This is a genomic window from Ferrovibrio sp. GW821-FHT12D07, from assembly GCF_058807275.1.
In genome coordinates this window covers 1005535-1028648 of sequence record NZ_JBXAQN010000002.1, presented here as the reverse complement: position 1 = coordinate 1028648, position 23114 = coordinate 1005535, and the positions used below count along the sequence as shown (strand labels likewise).

Annotated in this window: 21 protein-coding genes; 14 read left to right on the top strand and 7 right to left on the bottom strand. The window is 64.3% G+C overall.

Annotated elements, in window-relative coordinates:
* Positions 1-14: 14 nt before the first annotated feature.
* The 3 genes from AC1RRE_RS16825 to AC1RRE_RS16815 all read right to left on the bottom strand — a co-directional run bounded on the left by AC1RRE_RS16825 (position 15) and on the right by AC1RRE_RS16815 (position 4887).
* On the bottom strand, positions 15-2621 hold the full coding sequence (locus tag AC1RRE_RS16825; RefSeq protein ID WP_492982552.1) for a TRAP transporter permease: 2607 nt from the start codon (positions 2619-2621) through the stop codon (positions 15-17).
* A gap of 113 nt (positions 2622-2734) precedes the next feature.
* On the bottom strand, positions 2735-3709 hold the full coding sequence (locus AC1RRE_RS16820; RefSeq protein WP_492982550.1) for a TAXI family TRAP transporter solute-binding subunit: 975 nt from the start codon (positions 3707-3709) through the stop codon (positions 2735-2737).
* 254 nt (positions 3710-3963) lie between these two features.
* Positions 3964-4887: a LysR family transcriptional regulator gene (locus AC1RRE_RS16815; RefSeq protein ID WP_492982548.1), complete on the bottom strand. Its 924-nt coding sequence runs from the start codon at positions 4885-4887 to the stop codon at positions 3964-3966.
* Between the two features lie 189 nt (positions 4888-5076).
* Between AC1RRE_RS16815 and AC1RRE_RS16810 the strand changes: the two genes are divergently transcribed.
* Entirely contained in the window at positions 5077-6336 is a 1260-nt protein-coding gene (locus AC1RRE_RS16810) for a D-amino acid dehydrogenase (RefSeq protein WP_492982546.1), read from the top strand.
* On the opposite strand, the gene AC1RRE_RS16805 is transcribed toward AC1RRE_RS16810, so the two are convergent.
* The 3 genes from AC1RRE_RS16805 to AC1RRE_RS16795 are packed head-to-tail and all read right to left on the bottom strand — an operon-like array spanning position 6333 to position 9429.
* Positions 6333-7187 (bottom strand): beta-keto acid cleavage family enzyme, encoded by an 855-nt coding sequence (locus tag AC1RRE_RS16805; RefSeq protein WP_492982544.1) that lies wholly within the window; start codon positions 7185-7187, stop codon positions 6333-6335. The two genes, AC1RRE_RS16810 and AC1RRE_RS16805, sit on opposite strands and share 4 nt — an antisense overlap.
* Positions 7187-8521 (bottom strand): aspartate aminotransferase family protein, encoded by a 1335-nt coding sequence (locus AC1RRE_RS16800; RefSeq protein ID WP_492982542.1) that lies wholly within the window; start codon positions 8519-8521, stop codon positions 7187-7189. Before AC1RRE_RS16800 ends, AC1RRE_RS16805 begins: the two co-directional genes overlap by 1 nt.
* A complete protein-coding gene (locus AC1RRE_RS16795; protein ID WP_492982540.1) occupies positions 8518-9429 on the bottom strand; it encodes a MurR/RpiR family transcriptional regulator in 912 nt (303 codons plus the stop codon). Before AC1RRE_RS16795 ends, AC1RRE_RS16800 begins: the two co-directional genes overlap by 4 nt.
* 133 nt (positions 9430-9562) lie before the next feature.
* Here AC1RRE_RS16795 and AC1RRE_RS16790 point away from each other — a divergent pair, with 133 nt between their 5' ends.
* From AC1RRE_RS16790 to AC1RRE_RS16750, 9 genes are all read left to right on the top strand, one after another.
* Positions 9563-10471, top strand: a complete 909-nt coding sequence (locus AC1RRE_RS16790) for a LysR family transcriptional regulator (RefSeq protein WP_492982538.1) — start codon at positions 9563-9565, stop codon at positions 10469-10471.
* A 118-nt stretch (positions 10472-10589) separates the two neighbouring features.
* Positions 10590-11393, top strand: coding sequence for a putative hydro-lyase (locus AC1RRE_RS16785; RefSeq protein ID WP_492982536.1), 804 nt, complete (start codon positions 10590-10592; stop codon positions 11391-11393).
* 33 nt (positions 11394-11426) lie between these two features.
* Positions 11427-12503: a TRAP transporter substrate-binding protein gene (locus AC1RRE_RS16780; RefSeq protein WP_492982534.1), complete on the top strand. Its 1077-nt coding sequence runs from the start codon at positions 11427-11429 to the stop codon at positions 12501-12503.
* 7 nt (positions 12504-12510) lie between these two features.
* Entirely contained in the window at positions 12511-13152 is a 642-nt protein-coding gene (locus AC1RRE_RS16775; RefSeq protein WP_492982532.1) for a TRAP transporter small permease subunit, read from the top strand.
* A complete protein-coding gene (locus AC1RRE_RS16770; protein ID WP_492982530.1) occupies positions 13152-14519 on the top strand; it encodes a TRAP transporter large permease in 1368 nt (455 codons plus the stop codon). The genes AC1RRE_RS16775 and AC1RRE_RS16770 overlap by 1 nt, the downstream gene beginning before the upstream one ends.
* An 11-nt stretch (positions 14520-14530) precedes the next feature.
* Positions 14531-15211: a DUF2848 domain-containing protein gene (locus AC1RRE_RS16765; RefSeq protein ID WP_492982528.1), complete on the top strand. Its 681-nt coding sequence runs from the start codon at positions 14531-14533 to the stop codon at positions 15209-15211.
* Positions 15212-15235: 24 nt separating this feature from the next.
* A complete protein-coding gene (gene pxpB, locus AC1RRE_RS16760; RefSeq protein WP_492982526.1) occupies positions 15236-15964 on the top strand; it encodes a 5-oxoprolinase subunit PxpB in 729 nt (242 codons plus the stop codon).
* Positions 15961-17004, top strand: coding sequence for a 5-oxoprolinase subunit C family protein (locus AC1RRE_RS16755; RefSeq protein ID WP_492982524.1), 1044 nt, complete (start codon positions 15961-15963; stop codon positions 17002-17004). The genes pxpB and AC1RRE_RS16755 overlap by 4 nt, the downstream gene beginning before the upstream one ends.
* Positions 17005-17021: 17 nt before the next feature.
* Complete coding sequence (locus AC1RRE_RS16750) at positions 17022-17795, top strand: LamB/YcsF family protein (protein WP_492982522.1); 774 nt, start codon at positions 17022-17024, stop codon at positions 17793-17795.
* Here AC1RRE_RS16750 and AC1RRE_RS16745 read toward each other — a convergent pair.
* Positions 17792-18763 (bottom strand): AraC family transcriptional regulator, encoded by a 972-nt coding sequence (locus AC1RRE_RS16745; protein WP_492982520.1) that lies wholly within the window; start codon positions 18761-18763, stop codon positions 17792-17794. The genes AC1RRE_RS16750 and AC1RRE_RS16745 overlap by 4 nt on opposite strands.
* 255 nt (positions 18764-19018) lie before the next feature.
* Here AC1RRE_RS16745 and AC1RRE_RS16740 point away from each other — a divergent pair, with 255 nt between their 5' ends.
* From AC1RRE_RS16740 to AC1RRE_RS16725, 4 genes are all read left to right on the top strand, one after another.
* Positions 19019-20638 carry an inverse autotransporter beta domain-containing protein gene (locus tag AC1RRE_RS16740; RefSeq protein WP_492982518.1) on the top strand — a complete coding sequence of 540 codons (1620 nt, stop codon included), beginning with the start codon at positions 19019-19021 and terminating at the stop codon, positions 20636-20638.
* Positions 20639-20696: 58 nt separating this feature from the next.
* Positions 20697-21344: a TetR family transcriptional regulator gene (locus tag AC1RRE_RS16735; RefSeq protein WP_492982516.1), complete on the top strand. Its 648-nt coding sequence runs from the start codon at positions 20697-20699 to the stop codon at positions 21342-21344.
* Between the two features lie 133 nt (positions 21345-21477).
* The gene (locus AC1RRE_RS16730; RefSeq protein ID WP_492982514.1) at positions 21478-22497 is read left to right on the top strand and encodes a Bug family tripartite tricarboxylate transporter substrate binding protein; all 1020 of its coding nucleotides are present in this window, start codon (positions 21478-21480) and stop codon (positions 22495-22497) included.
* Positions 22498-22571: 74 nt separating this feature from the next.
* Positions 22572-23108 (top strand): tripartite tricarboxylate transporter TctB family protein, encoded by a 537-nt coding sequence (locus AC1RRE_RS16725; protein WP_492982512.1) that lies wholly within the window; start codon positions 22572-22574, stop codon positions 23106-23108.
* Positions 23109-23114: the final 6 nt, after the last annotated feature.

Genomic DNA, 23114 nt, shown 5'->3' with positions numbered 1-23114 from the left:
ATCATTTACGACGATCAGGCGGCCTGCGCCACCCCCCGTTCGATCCGGCGGCGCCGGATCTGCCACAGGATGATCAGGGCGTAGAGCGCAATGGCCGGGGCCGCGACCCAGTAGGGATTGGGGCGCGGGTTCGGCTGCTTGACGCCGATCACCTCGTTGCCGGTGCGGACCTGCAGCTTGGCCGCCTCCGAGCTCGGCCGCACCGTGCCGATGACCAGACGGTTGCCCTGCTGAATCACGGTGATGCCGGCAGCCTGCAGCTTCTCGGCGGCCGTGTTGCCGCTCGCCAGGTTCAGGCGGATGGCCTTCTCGACATCATCACCATCGCGGTCCTGCGCCAGCAGGCGGAAGCGTACGGCGTCGCCCGTCTTGGTCTGGTCCACGATCTGGGTCAACTGGCTGGCGGGCAGGTCCTGATAGGGCGGGATGATCTGGTCCATCCAGTAGTTCGGCCGCAGCAGGGTGAAGCAGACCAGCAGCAGCAGGACCACTTCCAGCCAGCTGCATTTGGTCAGCAGCCAGCGCTGGGTCGCGGCGACAAAGGCACCCATGGCCAGGGTGGCGCAGAGCACCACGACCAGGAATTCCACCACGCTGCCGATATCGATCATCAGCAACTGGGTGTTGAAGATGAACATGAAAGGCAGCACGGCGGTGCGCGATTCATAGATCGTCGCCTGCCAGCCCACTTTCATCGGGTCGGCGCCGGCAATCGCGCCGGCGGCATAGGCGGCCAGGCCCACCGGCGGCGATACGTCGGCCATCAGGCCGAAGTAGAAGACGAACATATGTACGGCGATCAGCGGCACGATCAGGTCATTGAGCTGCGCGATCTCCACCACCACCGGCGCCATCAGCGTGGCGACGACAACGTAGCTTGCCGTGGTCGGCAGGCCGGTGCCCAGCACGATGTTGATGACGGCGACCAGCATCAGCATGATCACGAAGTTGCCGGCCGAGAGGAACTCGACTACTTCGACCAGCACCAGGCCGATGCCGGTCAGCGTCACGGTGCCCACGATGATGCCGGCAGCCGCGGTGGCGATGCCGACGGCAGCCATGTTGCGGCCACCGGTCTCCAGGCCGCTGACGAAATCGGTCCAGCCCTGTTTCCAGCGCGCCGGAATGTCGCCTTCCTTGCGGAAGTAGGCGGTCAGCGGATGCTGGGTCAGCACCACGGATGCCATGGCGACACAGCCCCAGAAGGCCGAGAGACCGGGCGACAGTTCCTCGATCATCAGGCACCAGATCAGCACACCCACGGGCAGCAGATAATGCAGGCCGGTGCGCGCCGTCTCGAAGAAGTCGGGCACGGTGACGAGCGGCTTGGTCGGATCGTCGATCGGCAGGTCGGGGTTCTTGGCGCGCAGGCGCACCAGGCCGGCATAGGCGATCACCAGCAGCACCATGGCGATCCAGGTGGCGGCATCGCCGAAGACGTCGGTCATCCAGCCCAGGCCGTATTTCACCATGCCGCAGAGGATGATGAAGCCGCAGATGGTCATCAGGCCACGCAGGGCCGAAGTGGCGATGCTGCGCGTGCGGGTCAGGGGAATCCCCTTCATGCCGGCCTTCACGGCTTCGATGTCGACGATGTAGAACAGCGCGCCATAGGTCATGAGCGCCGGCAGGAAGGCGTGCTTCACCACCTGCGAATAGGGAATGCCGACATATTCGGCCATGATGAAGGCGGCAGCGCCCATCACCGGCGGCATCAGCTGGCCGTTGACGCCGGCGGCGGATTCGATGGCGGCTGCCTGCACCGGCTTGTAGCCGACGCGCTTCATCAGCGGGATGGTGAAGGTGCCGGTCGTCACCACGTTGGCGACCGACGAGCCCGAGATCATGCCGGTGAGGCCCGACGAGACGACGCCGGCCTTGGCCGGGCCACCGCGGAACTGGCCGAGCAGCGAGAAGGCGACCTGGATGAAATAGTTGCCGGCGCCGGCTTTCTCCAGTAATGCGCCGAACAGCACGAACAGGAAGATGAAGGCAGTCGACACGCCGAGTGCCACGCCGAACACGCCTTCGGTGGTGAGCCAGAACTGCGAAGCGGCACGGCTGAGCGAGGCGCCCTTATGCGAGATCATCTCGGGCAGCCAGGGACCGGTGAAGACGTAGATCAGCAGGATCACGCAGGTGATCGGCATCCAGATGCCGTCAGCGCGGCGCGAGGCCTCCAGCAGCACCAGCACGCCAACCACCGATACGGTGATGTCGGCCGGCGTGGGCAGGCCCGGGCGGGTCGAAAGCGCGCGGTAGAACACCACCAGGTACAGCACGGCGGCGATCGACAGGCCGATGAAAATCCAGTCATAGGCGGGGATGCGATCGCGCGGCGCGTTTGCGCTGGCCGGATAGGCGGCGAAGGCGAGGAACAGCGCGAAGGCGAGATGGATGCAGCGCGCTTCGGTGTCGTTGAAGATGCCGACATGGAAAATGAAGGGCAGCGGTGAGGCATACCAGAGCTGGAACAGCGACCAGGCGATGGCAGCAAAGGCGATGGCCTTGGTGACGATCGGGCCCGGATGACGGCCGCCGCGATCTGCCATCTCGACGAGGGCGTCGAGATCGACATTCTGCGGGATGTTTTCGCCCGCACCTTGGGATTTGCTAGTCATGGTAACTCACCGGATTGTGGATTTATGCCGCCTGCGGGCGGGCGGCATGGGCTGATGCCCTGCCGCGATAATGAATGGGCGGCCCTTGCGGGGCCGCCCATTCATGGCCGGACTTACATCCAGCCCTTTTCCTTGTAGTACTTGACCGCGCCGTCATGCAGCGGAGCCGAGTTGCCATTCTTGACCATGTCCTTCGGGTCGAGATTCGCGAAAGCCGGGTGCAGCTTCTTGAATTCCTCGAAGTTGTCGAAGGTGGCCTTGACCAGCTGGTAGACGGTCTCGTTGTCGACCTTGGACGAGGAGACCAGCGTGGCCAGCACGCCATAGGTCTGAGTCGCCTGCGGGTTGTTGCTGTACAGGCCGGCTGGGATCGTGGCCTTGGCGAAGTAGGAGTTCGCCGCAACCAGCTTGTCGACGGCCGGGCCGGTCAGCGAGACCAGCTTGGCGCCGCAGCTCGTGGTCGGGTCCTGGATGTTGGCCGAGGGATGACCGACGCCGTAGAAGAAGCCGTCGATCTTGTTGTCGCAGAGCGCCGGGCCATGCTCGTCAGCCTTCAGCTCGGAAGCGAGCGAGAAGTCGCTCAGCTTCCAGCCGAGCGCGCCGATGAACTCTTCCAGCGAATTGCGGGTGCCCGAGCCGGGATTGCCGACGTTGAAGCGCTTGCCCTTGAAGTCTTCGAACTTGGTGATGTTGGCTTCCTTGCGGGCCAGAACCGTGAAGGGCTCCGGATGCAGCGAGAAGACCGAACGCAGTTCCTTGAACTCGCCGGCGTCCTTGAACGGGCCAACGCCCTTGAGCGCCTGGTAATGCACGTCGGACTGGGTGGTGCCGAAATCCAGCTCGCCGCCCTTGATGGTGTTGACGTTGTAGGCCGAGCCGCCGGTCGATTCGACCGAGCAGCGGATGCCGTGGGCCTTGCGATCCTTGTTCAGCAGGCGGCAGATGGCGCCGCCGGCCGCGTAATACACGCCGGTCACACCACCGGTGCCGATGGTGACGAACTTCTGCTGCGCCATGCTGGCGCCCGGCAGGGCGGCCAGAAGGGCGGCGCCGAGCGCGCCCATCGCAAGCTTGTTAGCAAACTGCATGATAACTTCTCCTCCGTTTTTGGCCGCCGCCGAGATTGACGATGGCCGCGAACACTGTTGATGACCGCCACGCATAAACGCTGACACGAGACGGAATCGGACAGAGGTTGGATTTTATCGGCTCAATGCACCCCGTTGCATGACGAGCCCCCTCTGTGCACCGCCTTGTGATAGCGGAAACCCTGTCTGTTCCGCCATGCGTATCGATACCTCTTCCATAACCCTATGGTATGGACACCGTCCAGGCCATATCGTCAAGCCCGTAAAGGCCGTTTTGCCGCGACCAGGGCGGCTGAAACTGCCTTCTCAGTCTGCGCCAGCAGCACACTGAATTTCCGTGCCAGCACCGAGGCCGGCTGGTGCTTCGCCCGGATCGCCTGTACCGAAAAACCGATGACGGGCAGCAGCGGGCGGGCCACCACCAGGGCCGGATCATGGGCTGCAGCGGTATACTGGTCGACGATGGCAGCGCCTGCGCCGCGGGAAACCAGGGAAAGTGCGATCTGGTTGGTCTTGACCTCGACGATCGGCCGCAGTTCCACATCCGAGAGTTTGACGGCAGCGCCGAAGGCGGCACCCAGTGGATCGTCGCTGCGCAGGCCGATGAAGGGATGTTTGCGGAACCAGTCGAGCTTCACCGTCGGCGGCAGCTGGCTTTCCATCGCCTTGGGGAAAATGCCGTAGAACTGCGCATCCGCCAGGGTCTGGATTTCCAGCCCCGGATGCGGCTGCACGTCGAATCCGATGCCCAGCTCCACCTCATGGTTCAGCACCACACGCACCAGGTCGGCATACTGGCGGGTCTCCACCTCGAAGCTCACATCGGCATGCTTCTGGCGGAAGCGGGTGATGGCCAACGGGATCAGGTCGATGCACAGCGCCGGGGCCGCGGCGATGCGCAGATGGCCGGTGGTGGCGGCGCCCAGGTTGCGCGACAGTTTACGCAGGTTGTCCAGGCCACTGATGATGCGCTCGCTCTCGGCATGCAGCACCTGGCCCTCGCGGGTCGGCAGCAGGCGGCCCTTTACGCGATCGAACAGGCGATACCCGAGCTGGTCCTCGGCGCGCAGCAGCAGGCGGGTGGCGGCTGGCTGCGAGATGTTCAGCAGCTTGGCGGCTGCCGTGATCGTGCCGGTCAGCATGATGGCGTGAAAGACTTCGAGATGGCGGAGCTGCATATGGGCCGGGCTTGGGCGGGAAATAAGATGACAGCACTGTAGCGTCGGGGCCGGTTTTGCCAAGAGCCGGCATAACCCAATGTTATGGATCATACCCGCATCGGCAGTAGTCGGGCTCTGCCGCTCACGCCTAGCCTGATGGTCTTGCACTGCCGGCCAGTTGCTGCCGCGCGGTGCCATGGAGCAATCATGAATATCGTGGTGATCGGGTCCGGTGTGGTGGGAATGACGACGGCCTGGCGGCTGGCGCAGGATGGCCATCGCGTCACCGTGGTCGACCGCGCACCCACCACGGCGCAGGGCGCCAGCCATGCCAATGGCGCGCAATTGAGCTATTCCTATGTTGCGCCGCTGGCGGCGCCGTCGGTGTGGTTCGACCTGCCGAAATACCTGTTCAGCCGCAATTCGCCGGTGCGGTTCCGTCCCGGCTTCGACCTGTTCCAGTATCGCTGGCTGCTGAAATTTCTGGCCGCCTGCACGAAGACCGAGGCGCTGGCCACCACCGACAAGCTGCTGCGTCTGGCTTACTTGAGCCGCGACGTACTGCATGCTGCCAACGACATCCATGGCCTCGATTTCGTCTGGAGCCGTGCCGGCAAGCTGGTGCTGCAGGGCAGTGCTGCCGGCCTGGATGGCGCCCGCGCCCAGGTCGAATACCAGAGCAAGCTCGGCAGCGTGCAGCAGGTGCTGGATCGTGATGCCTGTCTGAAGATCGAGCCGGCGCTGAAGTCCATTGCACACCGCATCCATGGCGGCGTTTACACGGCCGATGAAGAAGCCGGCGATCCCTACCGGCTCTGCATGGGCATCGAAGGCCTGCTGACCGGCGACAACAGTGGCGTGACCTTCGTCTATGGCGCGCGCGTGCGTCGCCTGCTGCGTGCCGGCCGGCGGCTGCTTGGCGTGGAGACCACGAATGGCGATGTGCTGGAAGCCGATGCCTATGTGCTGGCGGCCGGCGTGGCCAGCCGTCGTCTGGGCCTGACCGCCGGTCTCGATCTGCCGATCTATCCGATCAAGGGCTACAGCCTGTCACTGCCCATCGTGAAAGACGATGCCGCGCCGCGCGTCTCGGTCACCGATACCGCCTACAAGGTGGTCTATGCGCGTCTGGGCGAGACGCTGCGGGTGGCCGGCATGGCCGATATCGTCGGGTTGGACGACAGCATCGATCCCGCGCGTCTCGGCCTGCTGGTCGAACAGGCGCGTGAGACCTTCCCGGCCGCCTCGACCTGGCAGCAGATGGAGCCCTGGACCGGCCTGCGTCCGGCGACACCGAAAGGTCTGCCGATCTTGAACGGCAGCGGCATCGACAACCTGCTGCTCAATGTCGGTCATGGTGCGCTCGGCTTCACGCTGGCCTTCGGCTCGGCGGAAGTGATCGCGGCTTCACTCAGCGGCAAGCCGTCGCCGGTGCCGCTGAACGACTTCTCTCTGGCCGCCGCCTAGCGCAGCTTTTCCAGGTAGGCGCGCGCCGTCGCCGCATCGGCGATGCTGCGGCCCATCACGCCGGCATGCATCACGGTCTGCCGCACCAGCGCGCCGTTGTCCGGCGCCGGCGTGCCGTCGCTGAGCAATGTATTGTTCTCGAAGCCGATGCGGGCATGGCCGTTCAGCCCCATGGCGGCCAGCGCGCAGGCGGATTCCTTCGGGCCGAAGGCGCAGACCGCGAACTCGCCGTCGCTGGCGCTCCAGTCATGCAGGAAGGGCAGCAGGTCGGCGGGTTCGGAGCGCTGGCCGGCGGTGTAGCGCCCCAGCACGAACAGCACAAAATGCTTGTCGCCAGGAATGATGCCGCGCGCCTTCAGTTCGTGAAAGCGCTGCACATCCTCGGCGGCATAGAGGATGTACTGCATCATCACATCGGCCCTGTAGAGTTCGGCCAGGAAGGCGCTGCCTTCCGCTTCGGCTGCCGCATCGGGCAGGATTTCGCGCACCGCCAGGCTGCAGGCTTCCGGCATCAGGGCGCGCATCGCCGCCATCTGTTCATGCCGGTTGTAGACGCCGGCGGCTTCCGAGGTCGGCTGGATGATCAGCGCATCGCCGGCCTCGCGGCGCACCGCCTTGATGGCGGCGCGATACAGGTCGGCATCCAGCGAATGCTTGCCGTTGCCCGGTTCGCGCACGTGCAGGTGGATCATGGCGGCACCGGCATCGCGGCATTGCGCGGCGCAGAGGCCAAGCTCGTCGGCGCTCAGCGGCACGGCCGGATGGTCGGCCTTCAGCTTGCGGGCACCGTTGGGGGCGACGGCGACGATGGCCGGCGCCAGCACGGCGGGAATGATCGGGTTGCCAGACATCAGGCCACCGCCTTCAGCGAGACATCGACGGCTTCGCCCAGCTTGTCGACAATGATGTTGATGTCGCCCTTGGTGCAGATGAAGGGTGGAGCCAGCAGGACATGATCGCCATGCTTGCCGTCGATGGTGCCGCCCATCGGATAAACCATCAGGCCGAGATTCATCGCTTCCTGCTTGATGCGGGCATGCAGCTTCTTGGCCGGATCGAAGGTGGCCTTGCTGGCACGATCCTGCACCAGTTCGATGGCCTGGAACAGGCCGCGGCCGCGGATGTCGCCGACATGGCGGTGATTGCCGAAGCGGTCCTGCAGGCGGTCCATCAGATGCGCGCCCATCGCGGTCACATTCTCGAGCAGATGGTCGCGTTCGATCACCTGCTGCACCGCCATGGCGGCGGCGCAGGCCATCGGATGGCCCAGATAGGTATGGCCATGCTGGAAGAAGCCGCTACCATTCTTGAAAGCATCAAAAATCTTTTGAGACAGCAGCGTGGCGCCAATCGGCTGGTAGCCGCCGCCCAGGCCCTTGGCGATGGTCATGATGTCGGGCGAGATGCCCTCCTGCTCGCAGGCATGCAGCGTGCCGGTGCGGCCCATGCCACACATCACTTCATCCAGGATCAGCAGCACGCCATACTGGTCGCAGATTTCGCGGATGCGCTTGAAATAGCCTGGTGCAGCGGTCACGGCGCCCAGCGTTGCACCCACCACCGGCTCGGCGACAAAGGCAATCACACTGTCCTTGCCCAGCTCCAGGATCTTGGCTTCCAACTCGTCGGCGGCGCGCTTGCCATAGACCTCCGGCGTCTCGTTATCGCGACGGTCGCGATATTCGAAGCAGGGCGCAATGTGATGCGCCTCGATCAGCATCGGGGCGAACTGCTGGCGCCGCCAGGCATTGCCGCCGACCGACAATGCACCGACCGTGTTGCCGTGATAGCTCTGGCGTCGGGCGATGAAATGCTTGCGCTGCGGCTCGCCGCACTCGACATGATACTGCCGCGCCATCTTCAGCGCCGCCTCGATGGCTTCCGAACCACCCGACACATAATAGACATGACTGATGCCCTTCGGTGCGGTGGCGATCAGGCGGTCGGCCAGTTTCTCGGCCGGCTCGGTGGTGAAGAAGCTGGTATGGGCAAAGGCCAGCTTGTCGGCCTGCTCATGCATGGCGCGCGTGATGTCGGGGTGGCCATGGCCCAGGCAGCTCACCGCCGCGCCACCCGAGGCATCGATATAGCGCTTGCCACTGGCGTCGATGATGCGGATGCCTTCGCCGCCGACGGCAACCGGATAGGCATGGGTGATGCTGCGATGAAGGATGCGGCTCGTCATGACTTGGACTTTCTGCGGGAGGGTTTGCGAGACCAGTAGGTGGAGAAGGCGCCGAGCTGGCTCTCGGCGTTGGCGATGGCGCTGAGCGCCTTGTCGCCGGCCCGCGCCGCCACCAGCGCGATCAGGGTTTCGGCTGTCGCGAAAGCCGGTGTGACGGCGTGGAAGAAAGACGGGGTCTCGGTCGAAACCAGCAGGCTGCGCTGGGCTAGGCCGGCAATCGGCGAGACGCGGCTGTCGGTGATCGCCACAACGCTGCAGCCGCGATCGCGGGCATAGCGCAGGCGTTCGATGGTGGCGCTGGCATAGGGCGCGACGCTGATTGCCAGCAGCACATCCTCAGGCCCGGCATGGCGCAGGGCGTCGATGCCAGTATCGCCGGCGCCGTCCAGCAGCACGCCGTTGTCGCGGAAAAGGCCATGCACATACTGCGCCTGGAAGGCGACGGCATAGCAGGAGCGCAGGCCCAGGAAATACACGCGCCGCGCTTTTTCCAGCAGGCCGGCGGCGGCGATCAGGTTGGCGATGCCGGTCTCGTCATGGCTGTTGGCGATATGCTCGGCCATGGCCCAGCCGACCTGTGCGGCCAGCGCGGCATCGCCGCCTTTCTGCTGGCGGCGCTGCAACTGTCCGGCCCGGGCGCTGAAACCGGCGCCGGCTGGCATCTGGCTGCGGCGCAGCGCTGCCGCCTGCAAGTCGCGGAAGGCGGCGTAATCGGCAAAGCCTAGCTCGCGCGCCAGCCGGGTCATGGTCACCGGCGGCACGCCGGCGCGGCGCGCCTGTTCCCGCATCGACAGCAGCGCCACGTCGTCGGGGTTCTCCAGCACGAAGCGCGCCGCCGTCTGCAGCTGCGGCGGCAGGCCGGAGAAGGCGGCGGCAATGCGGTCGGCAAGCGATTGCTGCTGGATCATGATCGGATTGAACCGCAGCTTCCCCGCCTTTGCAACAATTGATTCAAGATAATACACAATGGAACACTTGTTTCATTGCGGCCGGGTGATAAGCCGGGCTTATAGTCTCCCGGCTTTTCCATCGGGGCGGGCCATGGCCGATCTGCGCAATCTCGAAACCTTCGTCTGGGTCGCCCATCTTGGCGGGTTCCGCTCGGCAGCCGAAAAACTCAACACCACCCAACCCGCCGTGTCACAGCGCATCGCCCTGCTGGAGACCGAGCTGGGCGTGCGGCTGTTCGATCGCGAGCCGCGTGGCGTGGCGCTGACCGCCAAGGGCAACGAGCTGCTGCCCTACGCTGAACGCATGTTGCAGCTGCATGCCGATCTGGTGCATGCAGCGCATGAGAAGAAGGCGATGCGCGGCATCGTGCGCCTCGGCGTCGCCGAAACCATCGTGCATACCTGGCTGTCAAAACTGATCGAACGCATGCATGCGGTCTATCCGGCGCTGACGCTGGAGATCGAGGTCGATACCTCGCCGCTGCTGCGCGAACGTCTGCTGTCGCATCAGCTCGATGTCGCCTTCGTGCTGGGGCCGATCAGCGAACCGCGCATGAAAAACGTGGCTTTATCGAGCTATCCGCTGGCCTGGATCGCCAGCCCGACGCTTGATCTTGGTCCCGATCCGGTGCCGCTGTCGGTGCTGGCGCGCTGGCCTATCATAACTTATCCGCGCAATACCCGGCCCTATATCACCATCCGCGAGATGATGACGCGCTCCGACATGCCGTCGCTTCGCATGTATGGCAACGCCTCTCTTTCAACCATCATTCGTATGACGCTGGATAACATCGGTATTTCGGCGATCCCGCCGCTGATCATCCGGCGCGAGTTGTCTGAAAAGCGCCTGCGCATCGTCAAGGCCGAGCAGAATCTGCCGGATCTCAATTTCCATGCCTGCTATCCGGTCAAACCCGACAGCTATCTGGCCGAAGCGGTGACCGAGATTGCGCGCGAGATGGCGGCATCCGAGGCAAAGCGCCGTCAAAAGCGCCATTAAAATCATCGGCGCACCCGATTTTTGACCGATAAGAAATTCTTATAGGCTGCCATCGGAACTCCCGATTGGACAGTCATGCGCCTGTCATGATGCGATGTGCATGGGACAGGAGGATGACATGAACGCCCACGCGTCAGGTTCTATCTATGCCAGCGGCCGCGAGGCCCGGCAGGCGATCCGCCGCGGCGATCATCGCGGCCCCACCGCCGGCATCGCGCCCGGTTTCGTGCAGGGCAACCTGGCCATTCTGCCCAAGGCGCTCGCCGATGACTTTTTCCGCTTCTGCCAGTTCAACCCCAAGCCCTGCCCGCTGATCGGCGCCTCCGAACCGGGCGATCCGCGCATCCCGGCGCTGGGCGAAGACCTCGACATCCGCACCGACATCCCGCTCTACCGCGTCTGGCGCGACGGCAAGATGGTCGAGGAAGTACGCGACCTGAAAGCCGTGTGGCGCAACGATCTCGTGGCCTTCCTGATCGGCTGCTCGTTTTCGTTTGAGGAAGCGCTGATCGAGGACGGCATCCCGCTGCGCCATATCGCGGCAGGCACCAATGTGCCGATGTACCGCACCAATATCGAAACCACGCCGGCCGGGGTCTTCAAGGGTCCGCTGGTGGTGTCGATGCGGCCGCTAAAGCCGGCCGATGCGATCCGCGCCGTGCAGATCACCTCGCGTTTCCCCGCCGTGCACGGCGCGCCGGTGCATCTGGGCAAGCCCGAGCTGCTCGGCATCAAGGACATCATGGCGCCCGATTACGGCGACCCGGTCGAGGTGAAGGGTGACGAGCTGCCGGTCTTCTGGGCCTGCGGCGTCACGCCCCAGTCGGTGATCGCCACCGTGAAGCCCGAATTCTGCATCACGCACGCACCCGGCCACATGCTGGTGACCGATCTGAAGAACAGTCGATTAGCCGTCCTATAAGTCTTTCCATTCCAACAGGGGGTAATGATGACGATGAAGACGCTTCTTACGGCGGTCAGCCTTGTGGCTGCCACTGCCATGCTCGGCCAGAATGATGCTTGGGCCCAGGGCCTGCCGGCCGGTCCGAAGGTTTCGATCACCATGGCGACCCAGCCGAGCCCGGGGCTGCCGCAATACACCAAGGTCGATGTGCCGATGCTGAAGGAAGGCGTGCCGGTCAAGAGCGGCGGCCGCATCGACATCAAGTTGGCAAGCTGGCCGGAAATGAACCTGAACGGACCTGAGATCATCCGCCTCGTGCGCGCCGGCCAGGTCGATATCGGCGCTGCGCCGCTTGCCACCATCTCGGGCGATGTGCCCTTCCTTGATGGCGCCGATCTCGCCGGCCTCAATCCCACCATCGAGCAGGCGCGCAAGGTTGTCGATGCGCTGGTCCCGCTGGCGAACCGCGAACTCGAGCGATTCAACACGCGTATCGTGGCGGTTTATCCTTTCCCGGCGCAGGTGCTGTTCTGCCGCACGCCGGTGACAGCGCTGGCCGACCTGAAGGGCAAGAAGGTCCGCACCAACGGCGGTTCGATGAACGATTTCATGAACCATATCGGCGCGCAGCCGGTCGCGATCGGCTTTCCGGAAGTTTATGGCGCGCTGGAACGCGGCGTGACTGACTGCGCCATCACCGGCACCTCGTCGGGCAATGGCGCGAAGTGGTATGAAGTGGCCAAGCACATGTACACGCTGCCGCTGAGCTGGTCGACGGCCGCCTATCTGGTGAACGTGCAGTGGTGGAACAAGCTTGATCCTGTCGTGCGCGACTTCATGACCAAGACCATGAAGGATGTAGAAGAAGCCCAGTGGAAGCTCGGTGTCGAGGCCACCGAAGACGGCATCGCCTGCAACAGCGGCAAGGCCGAAGGTTGCAAGATCGGCACCGTGGTGACCAATGGTCCCATGACCATCGTGCGCGAGAAGCCCGCCGATGTGGCCCTGCTGCGCCAGGCCGTGGGCGACGCCGTGCTGCCCGCCTGGGTCAAGCGCTGCGGTGAGCGTTGCGGCAAGGTCTACGAGCAGGTGATCGCCCCGATCACCGGCGTGCCGCTGAAGAACTGATCCGCTTATGACCGCCACTCCTCCGGCGGCTGGCGCCGCTGCGGCTTCTGCCGCAGCGGCCGCCAAACTCCGCCATGTCATCGAGGCTGTCAGCCGCTGGATGAACTACGCGGCCGGCTGGGTCTTCGTCTTCTGCGCGCTGTTCGTCACCTTCGACGTGCTGGCGCGCGCCTTCCTGGGTTTCTCGTCACAATCGACCACTGAAATGACCGGCTACATGCTGGCCTTCGGCATCGCCTGGGGTCTACCGCATGCGCTGGCCACCCGCAATCATGTCCGCATCGACATGGTGCTGAACAAGGTGCCGCTGCGCGGCCGCCAGTATCTGCATCTCTTCGCGCTGTCTCTGCTCGGCATCTTGGCTGGCTTCCTGAGCTTTGGCGCCATCGAGTTGGTGCAGGAAAGTCAGGATTTCGGCGCCACCGACAACAGCCTGCTGCACACGCCGCTGGTGATCCCGCAGGGGCTCTGGGCCGTCGGCATCGTGGTCTTCTTCATCCTGATCGTTGCCATGCTGGCCGAGACGCTGCTGCTGATCGCCGCCGGCCGCGCCGATGCGGTCGACGCGCTGCTCGGTCCGCGCAGCTATACCGAAGAGGCGGCCGAAGCACTCGAGGCCGTTGCCGTCAGCAGACAGGATTCCAAGTAATGATTGCCGTCGTCTTCCTGCTCATCCTGCTCGGCATCACGGTCGCCAGCGCACTCACCGGTGGCGGCAGTGCACCGGTCGCCGAGATCATCCTGCTGGTCGGCGTGATGTGCACCTTCTTCGGCTCCGGCGTCTATATCGGCGCGGCGCTCGGTGCGCTCGGCCTGCTGGCCGGCTTCGCCTTCTCGGATCGCCCCTTCTGGAACTTCCTCGGCCAGATGACCTGGGGGCCGAGCAGTAGCTTCGTGCTGGTTGCCGTGCCGCTGTTCCTGCTGATGGGTGAAATCCTGTTGCGCGCCGGGCTGTCCGACAAGCTCTATCGCGCGCTGAATGTCTGGCTCAACCGCCTGCCGGGCGGCCTGCTGCATACCAATATTGCGGCCAGCGCCATCTTCTCGGCCATTTCCGGCTCCAGCGTCGCCACCGCCGCCACCATGGGTTCGGTGGCGCTGCCCTTTTTCAAGAACACGCAGTACAGCCCGAAGATGGTGCTGGGCTCGCTGGCCGCCGGTGGTGCGCTGGGCAACCTGATTCCGCCGGGCATCACCTTCATCATCTATGGCCTGATCACCGAGACCTCGGTCGGTGCGCTGTATATCGCAGCCTTGGGCCCCAGTCTGCTGGTGGTGGTGCTGTTCATCGGGCTGATCGTCATCCACGGCCTGCGCAATCCCATCGCCGCCGAGGGACCGAAGATTCCCCTCGGCGAAAAGATTGCCAGCCTGAAGGACCTGGTCCCCACCGCGTTGCTGATCCTGCTGGTGCTGGGCACCATCTATGCTGGCATCGCCACGCCGACCGAGGCGGCGGCGCTGGGCGTTACCGGTGCGCTGCTGTTCGCGCTGGTCGGCGGCAAGCTGACCTTGAAGATGATCCATGACTCGGCCGAGGCCACGGCGCGGACCACGGCTATGATCGGGCTCATCCTCTTCGGTGCCTACCTGCTCAACTTCATCCTCACCAGCCTGCGCGTGCCGCAGATGATGGCGGATATGGTGGCCGGCCTGCCGCTGCCGGGCTGGGCGATCATCGCGCTGATCATCGGCTTCTATCTGGCGCTGGGCACCTTCATGGAGGGCTTCTCCATGATCCTGACCACCATCCCGATCGTCTTCCCGATCGTGAAGGCACTGGGCTACGATCCGATCTGGTTTGGCGTCATCGTCACCATGCTGGTCGAGATCGCCATGATCAGCCCGCCCGATGGCACCGTGCTCTATGTGTTGCAGGGCATGAGGCCGGATAGGGGACCGATCAGCGACGTCTTCTCCGGCGTGCTGCCCTTCATGTTGGTTTATATCTTCGCCATCGTGCTGATGATGATCTGGCCGGGCATCGCGCTCTGGCTGCCGACACAGTTCAACTAGGGAATACGAGTATGCTGACCTTCGACCGTTTCTGGCAGGACCGCCGCGACCGCATCGCCGTGCAGATCGACACGCTGATTGTTGCCGGCTGGGCCGGCCGCGATGCCCATGCCATCGAGCATCATATCGAGGAACTGGCCGCCATCGGCGTGCCACGCCCGAGCAGCGTGCCGCTGTTCTACCGCATCGGCACCGGCCAGCTCAGCCAGACCGCGCATCTGCAGGTGCTGGGCCCCGATACCTCGGGTGAGGTCGAGCCGGTGATTGTCGCGCTGGCCGACGGCCTCTGGGTCACGCTCGGGTCTGATCATACCGACCGCAAGGCCGAAGCCGCCGGCGTCGCCCTGTCCAAGCAGCTCTGCTCCAAAGTCGTCGGCACGGGGTTGTGGCGCTACGACGATGTGGCGAAGCACTGGGACCAGCTGGTCCTGCGGGCCTGGGCGACGTTTGATGGTAAGCGCACCCTATATCAAGAGGGCGCGGTCTCAGGGCTGCGCAGCCCTGACGACCTGATGACCCGCTATCGCAACGAGACCTCGCTGCCGCCCGGCACACTGATGTTCGGCGGCACGCTGGGCGCCATCGGCGGCATCCGGCCGTCCACCCGGTTCGAGTTCGAACTGGAAGACCCGGTGCTCAAGCGCAAGCTTAGCCACGCCTATGATGTCGAGGCCTTGCCGGTTGTCGCCTGACGGGCAAGGTCTTATGACTGGGCCATGACCGCCTATCCGCAGATCAGATCCTTCGGCGACGCCGCCTTCAGCGTCGAGTTCGGCGACGGCATCGACCGTGGCGTCAACGCCATGGTGATGGCGCTGCATGCCGCCCTGCGCGACCTGAATCCCGCCGGCCTGATCGAGACCATCCCGTCCTTCCGCGCCCTGCTGGTGCAGTATGATCCACTGACCACCAGTCGCGCCGATCTGGAAACACAGGTGCATGGGCTGTTTGCCGGCCTGAAGCCGCAGCAGCGCGCCGGCCGGCTCTGGCGTCTGCCGGCCTGCTATGCGCCTGATCTGTCGCCGGATCTGCAGGAGGTTGCGCAGAACTGCAAGCTGACGCCGCAGCAGGTGATCGATATCCATACCGGCGGCCGGTATTTCGTCTACATGCTCGGCTTCATGCCGGGGCTGGCCTATATGGGCGGCCTCGATGCCAGGCTGCATCTGCCGCGTCGCAAGGAACCGCGCACCAAGGTGCCGGCAGGCTCGGTGGCGATCGCGGAATCGATGACCAACATCTACCCCTGGGAAAGCCCGGGCGGCTGGCACCTGATCGGCCGCGCACCGATGAAGCTGTTCGATCCGTCACGTCCTGAGCCGATCCTGCTTGCGGCCGGCGACGAGGTGACCTTCACTGCCGTCTTGACCGATGACTATGCCGTCCTGCAGCGGCAGGTCGAGCAGGGCGCGTTCGATTACGGCAAGCTGCAGGTGAAGGCATGACGGCCGGCAGCCTTGATATCATCGCGCCCGGGCTGATGACCTCGGTGCAGGATCTCGGCCGGCGCGGTGCGCAGGCGCTGGGCATGCCGGTGGCCGGCGCCACCGATCCGCTGGCGCTGCGGCTGGTCAATCGGCTGGTCGGCAATGCGGAAAACACCGGCGCGCTGGAAATCGGTTTTCTCGGACCCACCTTCACGGTGAATGCCGATGCTGTACGCATCGCCTTCGGGGGCGTGGCGAAACTGACCCTGCAGCCTGCCGGCAATACGGATGCGCGTGCCTTGAAACCCTGGCGCTCGGCGCTGCTGAAGCGCGGCGACAAGCTGACCATCGGCGCGGTGGAAGAGGGCGGCGTGGCCTATCTCGCTGTTGGAGGCGGTTTTGCCATCCCGGCTTTCATGGGCAGCCAGTCGACTTATATGCGCTCCGGCCTTGGCGGCTTCGAGGGCCGTGCCCTGAAGGCGGGCGACCGGCTGCCGGTGAAGGCCGTCGCGGAAGAGGGCGATGAGCGCGAGTTGGCCGATACCTTCGATTACGGCAGCGGGCCGATCCGTGTGGTGCTCGGGCCGCAGGACGACCGCTTCACGGAACAGGGCATCAAGACGTTTCTGTCGGCCACCTACACCGTCACCAAGGAAGCCGATCGCATGGGCATCCGCCTCGATGGCGCAACCATCGAGCATGTGCGTGGCGCCGATATCGCATCCGAAGGCGTGGTCGGCGGCTCGATCCAGGTGCCGGGCAACGGCAAGCCTATCATCCTGATGGCCGACCGCCAGACCACCGGCGGTTATACCAAGATCGCCACCGTGATCTCGGCCGACCTGCCGCGCATCGGCCGCATGACGCCGGGCGACACACTGACCTTCACGGCCATCACTGTGGCCGAGGCCGAGGCGATCCGGCGCGCGCAGGAACAGGCGCTGCGCCGCCTGATCGAGGGTATCCGCACGGCATTGCCCGATGTCTATCTCGACCTGGATGCGCTATATACGCAGAACCTGATCAGCGGCGCCGTGGATGCGCCCACTGGCTACTGATTGCCCGGAGACTGGCGATGACGATCAAGACCAACCTCAACAGCGATCTCGGCGAAAGCTATGGCGCCTGGACCATGGGCGACGACGCGGCGATGCTGGCCGTGGTCGGCACTGCCAATGTCGCCTGCGGCTTCCATGCCGGCGACTGGAGTGTGATGCAGGCCACAGTGGCCGAGGCCGTGAAGAACGGCGTCTCGATTGGCGCGCATCCGTCCTATCCCGATCTGCAGGGCTTCGGTCGCCGCCCGATGACCATGAGCAACAAGGAAGTCGAAGCGCTGATGGCCTACCAGATCGGCGCGCTGATGGGTGTCGCGGCCACCAAGGGCGGCAAGGTCACGCATGTGAAGCCACATGGCGCCATCAATAACAAGGCGGCCACCGACATGGACCTCGCCATGGCGCTGGCGCGGGGCATCGCCGGGGTATCGAAGGATCTGATCTTCCTGGCGCCGGCCGGCTCGGCCATGGTGCAGGCGGCCGCCAAGGCCAACCTGCCCGTCGCGCAGGAAGTCTTCGCCGACCGCAACTATGACGACGACGGCAATCTGGTGCCGCGCGGCCAGGCCAATGCCATGGTGCATGACAATGACGAGGCGCTGCACAACGTGCTGCGCATGGTGCAGGAACGCGCCATTGTCTCGGTTTCGGGCAAGCGCATTCCCTGCAATGTTGATTCCATCTGCGTGCATGGCGACAGCGCCGGCGCCGTCTCGATGGCCCGCCATATCCGCGCCGGCCTGGAAAAGGCCGGCGTCAAGCTGGTCACGCTGCCGGAGATGCTGGGCTAGTCCGGGACCGGCAGTTTCGGCTGTCCGGCGTCACTCGCTTCGAGATAGCGGCCTGGCGGCTCGCCGTAGCGCGCGGTGAAGGCATTAATGAAATTGGTGACGTGGTTGTAGCCGACGCGGAACGCGATCTGCTTCAGCGGTGCGCCGGCGGCCAGGGCAATCCGTGCATGTTCCAGCCGGTGATTGCGCAACACTTCGAACACCGTGCCGCCGAACTCGGCCCGGAAGCAGGCATTCAGCCGTTTCTCGTTCAGGCCGACGGCCTGGGCCAACTCGCCCAGGCTGGGCGGATTGCGCATGTCGGACAGCAGGCGTTCGCGTGCGGACAGTGCCGCCGCGCGTTCCATCGCGCTGACCGACCTGGCCTGCCGCGCCGTGGTCGCGAGCTGTGCCGCCAGCAGTTGCAGCACGGTGCCTTCGATGAAGATGTGGCGCAGCGGTCCGTTCAGGCCGGGCGTGAACAGGTTGGCGGCCAGCTGGCGCAGGCGCTTGTTCGCCGGCAATGACACATAGCGGCTGTCGGTGATGTCAGGTTCGAGCAGCGGCAACATAATCTCCGGCAGGGTGCCATCGAAAATCTGCTCCAGCCGGTCGCGCCGCAGCGCATAGCCGGCCAGACGCAACTGCTGCGGCGCTCTGACATGAAAGCGCGGATTGCGTGCCGACGGGCGATACATCAGCGCTTCGTCCATGCCGCCCCGCAGGCGTAGGCCGTCCGGCATTTCGATCTCGACCTGGCCGCTGACCGCGATGTTGTTGCTCAGCCAGGGCTCGGATTCGTTGTCGCGCGGCTGCACCGTCACGTCGTTGCGCACCTCCGCCGTGGTCAGGAAAACGCGCAGGCCCGGGCCGGTCTCGATCCGCTCGATCACCGCTTTCCATTGCGCGTCATCCAGTTGCATCCGCTGGCTGGTTTTTAGCGTGCGCTCGCCGTCGGGCTCATGCAGCAGCCAGTCCGTGTTATGCATCGCTCCTCCTCTTGTGCCGCCCATTCTATGTCGCGTTTGTAACTCGCATAGCATTGCCGGCTGTGCACGGCACGCGAATTGCCGATCTGGGCAGTCATCTTTCAATCGGAAATTGATAGGCTTGAATGCGTAATCCCTGAGCCCGTGCAAATCCTGCTTTTCCGCATAATGGCGACTGTTGCGCATACATTGCCCGCCTTGATCCGTATCGGTCCCCACGGGAATAAGAAATGAAAGTAAGGCACTGGGGGAGTCATGCGGGGGATCGCGGCATATGCGGGGCTGCCAGCAGCGGGTGCGGCGCTGCTGGTCGCCATATCTCTTCCGGCGCTGGGACAGGAACCGAAATGGGTGCCCCATATCGATCTCGAGGCCAAGCCGGGCACCGAGCGTTCGCTGGGTGAGGCCGACCTGTTCATCCCTGTCGCGCAGTCGGCCGCCACGCTGCTGTTCGCCAACCTGCGCATGCGTATGGATGACAATAACGGCAACGAAGGCAATTACGGCCTCGGTGTCCGCCATATGCTGGACAGCGGCTGGAATCTCGGCGGCTATGGCTATTTCGACCGCCGCCGCAGCGAGTATGGCAATTATTTCAACCAGGCCACCCTCGGTGTGGAGGTGCTGTCGCAGGACTGGGATGCGCGCGCGAATTACTATGCGCCGGTCGGTCGGCGCAGCCACAATGTCGACTCGTTGAACACGGCCGAAGTCTCCAGCACCACGGTGATTTTCCACGGCGGCGAGGAACGCAGCATGGGCGGCTACGATGCCGAGCTGGGCTGGCGCGTGCCGGTCTTCGATGTCAATGACGGCAAGGCGTTGCGCGTCTATGGCGGCGGTTACCGCTTTGCGGAAGACAACATGCCCACCATCTCCGGTCCGCGCGCCCGCGCCGAGCTTACCTTCGATAGCGTACCTTATCTGTGGAACGGTTCACGCTTCTCCCTCGGCGCCGAATGGCAGCATGACGAGCCGCGCGGGTCGCAGGGTTTCCTCACCGCACGGCTGCGTATTCCGCTGCAGATTTATGGCAAGCCGTCATCGCAGCTGACGCCGATGGAGCGCCGCATGGCCGATCCGATCGTACGCGACATCGATGTGGTCAGTCAGGCCGGTCGCTTCAGTGCACCGGAAACCGCGACGCGAACGGTGACTGGCCAGGCGCTGGTTGTGATGAATGCTGATACCGATGCCGATGGTAGTCTGACCAACGAATTCACCGCGGCCGGCGCAAATTCCACCGTTATCTTGGTGGGCACGATCAATACGACGGTTGCCTCCGGCACACAGACCGGGCAGACCCTGATGGGAGCCGGCACGGTCGCGGTGCGCAGCGCATCGGGTCGCCCCGCTACGCTGACCACATCAGGCGCCACCATTGCGGGCACGGTGAATGGTGGCGTGACACTTGATATGTCGAACTCCTCTTCGCTGATCGGAATGACCGTCAGCAATACGGCCAGCGGCGGATCTTCCGGAGTTTCAGTCGCTGTTTCCGGTAATGGCGTGACCATCCGCGACAGCACGATCACTGCCCATCATACGACCGGCAACGACAACATTGCCGCAATTCAGCTCAGTGGCACCGGTGCCGTGATCAGCGGCAATACCATCACTGCCACGGCAGCGGGCGGCGCGAATACAGGCATAGCCATGCTTGCTCCTGGCGACGGAACCTTCACCAACAATACATTCAGCGCCTCCGGTGCAGGCACTAACAACTACATCAACTACAGTACAACGGCGGTTGGCGCCGGTTCGACCGGCAACCGGCTGGGTGCCGGCAATACGGGCGGCTGCCAGAACAATGGCGGCGGCGGCAGCGGATTCATCGCTTTCTCCGACGGCACACCGAATTGCAACGCCTTCTGACGGCTGCCGCTTGACGGCTGCACCCGTTGCCCGGCAAGACTGGGGCAGGGGAGACCGCATGACCAAGAAGGCCGCCAAGTCCGATACCAAGCGTACCCGCCAGCCGGATGTGACGCGGCGCAATATTCTTGATGCCGCCCTGGTGGAATTCGCCGCCAAAGGCCTGGCCGGCGCGCGCGTCGACGAGATCGCCGAACGTTCGGGCTCCAACAAACGCATGATCTACGAGTATTTCGGCAACAAGGACGGCCTCTGGCTGACCGTGCTGGAACGCGCCTATGAGCGCATGCGCGAGGAAGAGCACGCCATCGACGTCGCCCGCATGTCGCCCACCGACGGCATGCGCTACCTGATGGAATTCAATTTCAAATTCTGTTCGCGCAACCCGGAATTCATCGCGCTGCTGAATGCGGAAAACCTGCACAAGGCCAGTTTCCTCAAGGATTCCAAGAAAATCCGCGAACTGTATACCCCGCTGCTGGTGGTGATCACCGATCTGCTGCGGCGCGGCCAGAAGGAAGGCGTGTTCCGCAAGAACGTCGATCCGGTCGAGTTGTATACAACCATTGCGGCACTCGGCTTCTTCTACTTCTCGAATATCCACACGCTGTCGACCATTTTCGGGCGCAACCTGTTGAGCGCGAAGGAGCAGAGAATCCGCCTGGATCACTCCATCGCGGTGGTGCTGGGCTATCTGCGCCCCTGAATTCGCCCCCGGCTCAGCCCTTGGTCGAATTTCGTAACTGACCGGTTACTTCTCCGTTGACAAGCCCGCCCGGCATCGGAAATGCTGGGCGGATAACAAGGATCGCCATGATCCATAAACGGAGGAGACCGCCATGCAAGGCAAGCTTGCTATTCGTACAGCCGTGGCCGCTTTTGTGGCTGGTGCCCTGGGCTTTGTCGCCCAGCCGGCCGCAGCGCAGACCTGGAAGCCGACCCGTCCGATCACCGTGATCGTGCCCTGGGCCGCCGGCGGCTCGACCGACCAGGTGATCCGCATCACCGCAGCCGAACTGGAAAAGGAACTCGGCCAGAAGATCGTCGTGGTCAATCAGCCCGGCGCCTCGGGCTCGATCGGCACCAAGAGCGTGCTGGAAGGCCAGAAAGACGGCTACACCTGGGCCTCGGGCGCTGCCAAGGATATCGGCTCCTATGCCGTGTCGGGCCTGCTCGACACCACTGCCAAGGACTGGGACTTCTATCTCACCGTGGCGAATCAGTCGGTGATCAGCGTCAATCCGAACACCCCGTACAAGAGCGTCGCCGAGCTGCTGGCTGCCATGAAGGCGAAGCCCGGCGCGGTGTCGTTTGCCACGGCCGGCGTGAACTCCTCGGGCCATTACGGCTCGGAAGCGCTGTCGCGTGCGGCCGGCGCCACCTACAAGCATGTGTCCTATGACGGCGGCAATCCGGCGGTGATCTCCACCGTGGCCGGCGAAACCGAAGTGACCAGCCAGCTCGGCGTCGAGCAGATCGAAATGATCCGCGGCAAGCGCCTGCGCGCGCTGGCGGTGCTGTCCGACAAGCCGCTGGTCGTCGACGGCGTGCCGCCGATCGAGCCGATCACCAAGACGCTGCCGAACTTCCGCACTGAGACCAACTATTTCGGCATCTTCGTGCCGAAGGGTGCGCCGGCCGAAGTGACCGCCACGCTGAACAAGATCTGGGAAGAGAAGATCTCGAAGTCGGAAGCGCTGAAGAAGTATGCCGCCGACAAGGGCGCCATCTTCGATCCGCGTCATGGCGAAGATGCCAAGAAGGCCTCTTTCCCGGCGATCCAGGGCGCTGCCTGGATTCTGCAGGAAGGCGGCAAGGCCAAGATCAACCCGGAAACCATCGGCATTCCGAAGCCGTAAGGCAGGGTGAACGAAACGGCCGCCTGGCTTGATCCAAGCCGGGCGGCCGATTTGCTTTTGTGGGGAGTGCGATCATGAGTGCAGGTGGAGACGAGGCGAAAGCCGTAGCCGCGCGGGCCGATGTCTGGTGGGGCGTCGGCTGGGTGGTGCTCGGCATCGCCATCACCTGGGGCGCGGTGAAGATGGACCGCCTCGAAAACCTGCACATCAATCCCTATACGATCCCGGGCCTGCTGCCCGGCATCCTCGGCATCTTCATTGCTTTCTTCGGCGTGATCCTTGCCATCCGCGCGATCCGCGCCGGTGCTTTCTCTGTGCCCCGGGTGCAGGATGCCGAAGCGCAGGCGGAAGCGCGCATCGCCTGGAAGCGCGTCGCCGTAACGGCGACGGTCTGCGTGGCCTTTGCGCTCGGTCTGATCGGCCGCGGGCTGCCGTTCTGGGCGACGGCCGCCGTCTTCATCTTCACCTTCGTGACGATCTTCCAGTGGAAGGAACGCGGCGCGGCGAACCAGCGCCTGCGCGGCCTGCTGGCCGCAGCCGGCGTCGCCATCGGCGGTGCTGCCGTCATCACCTTCATCTTCCAGGAACTCTTCCTGGTCCGGCTGCCGTAAGCGGGG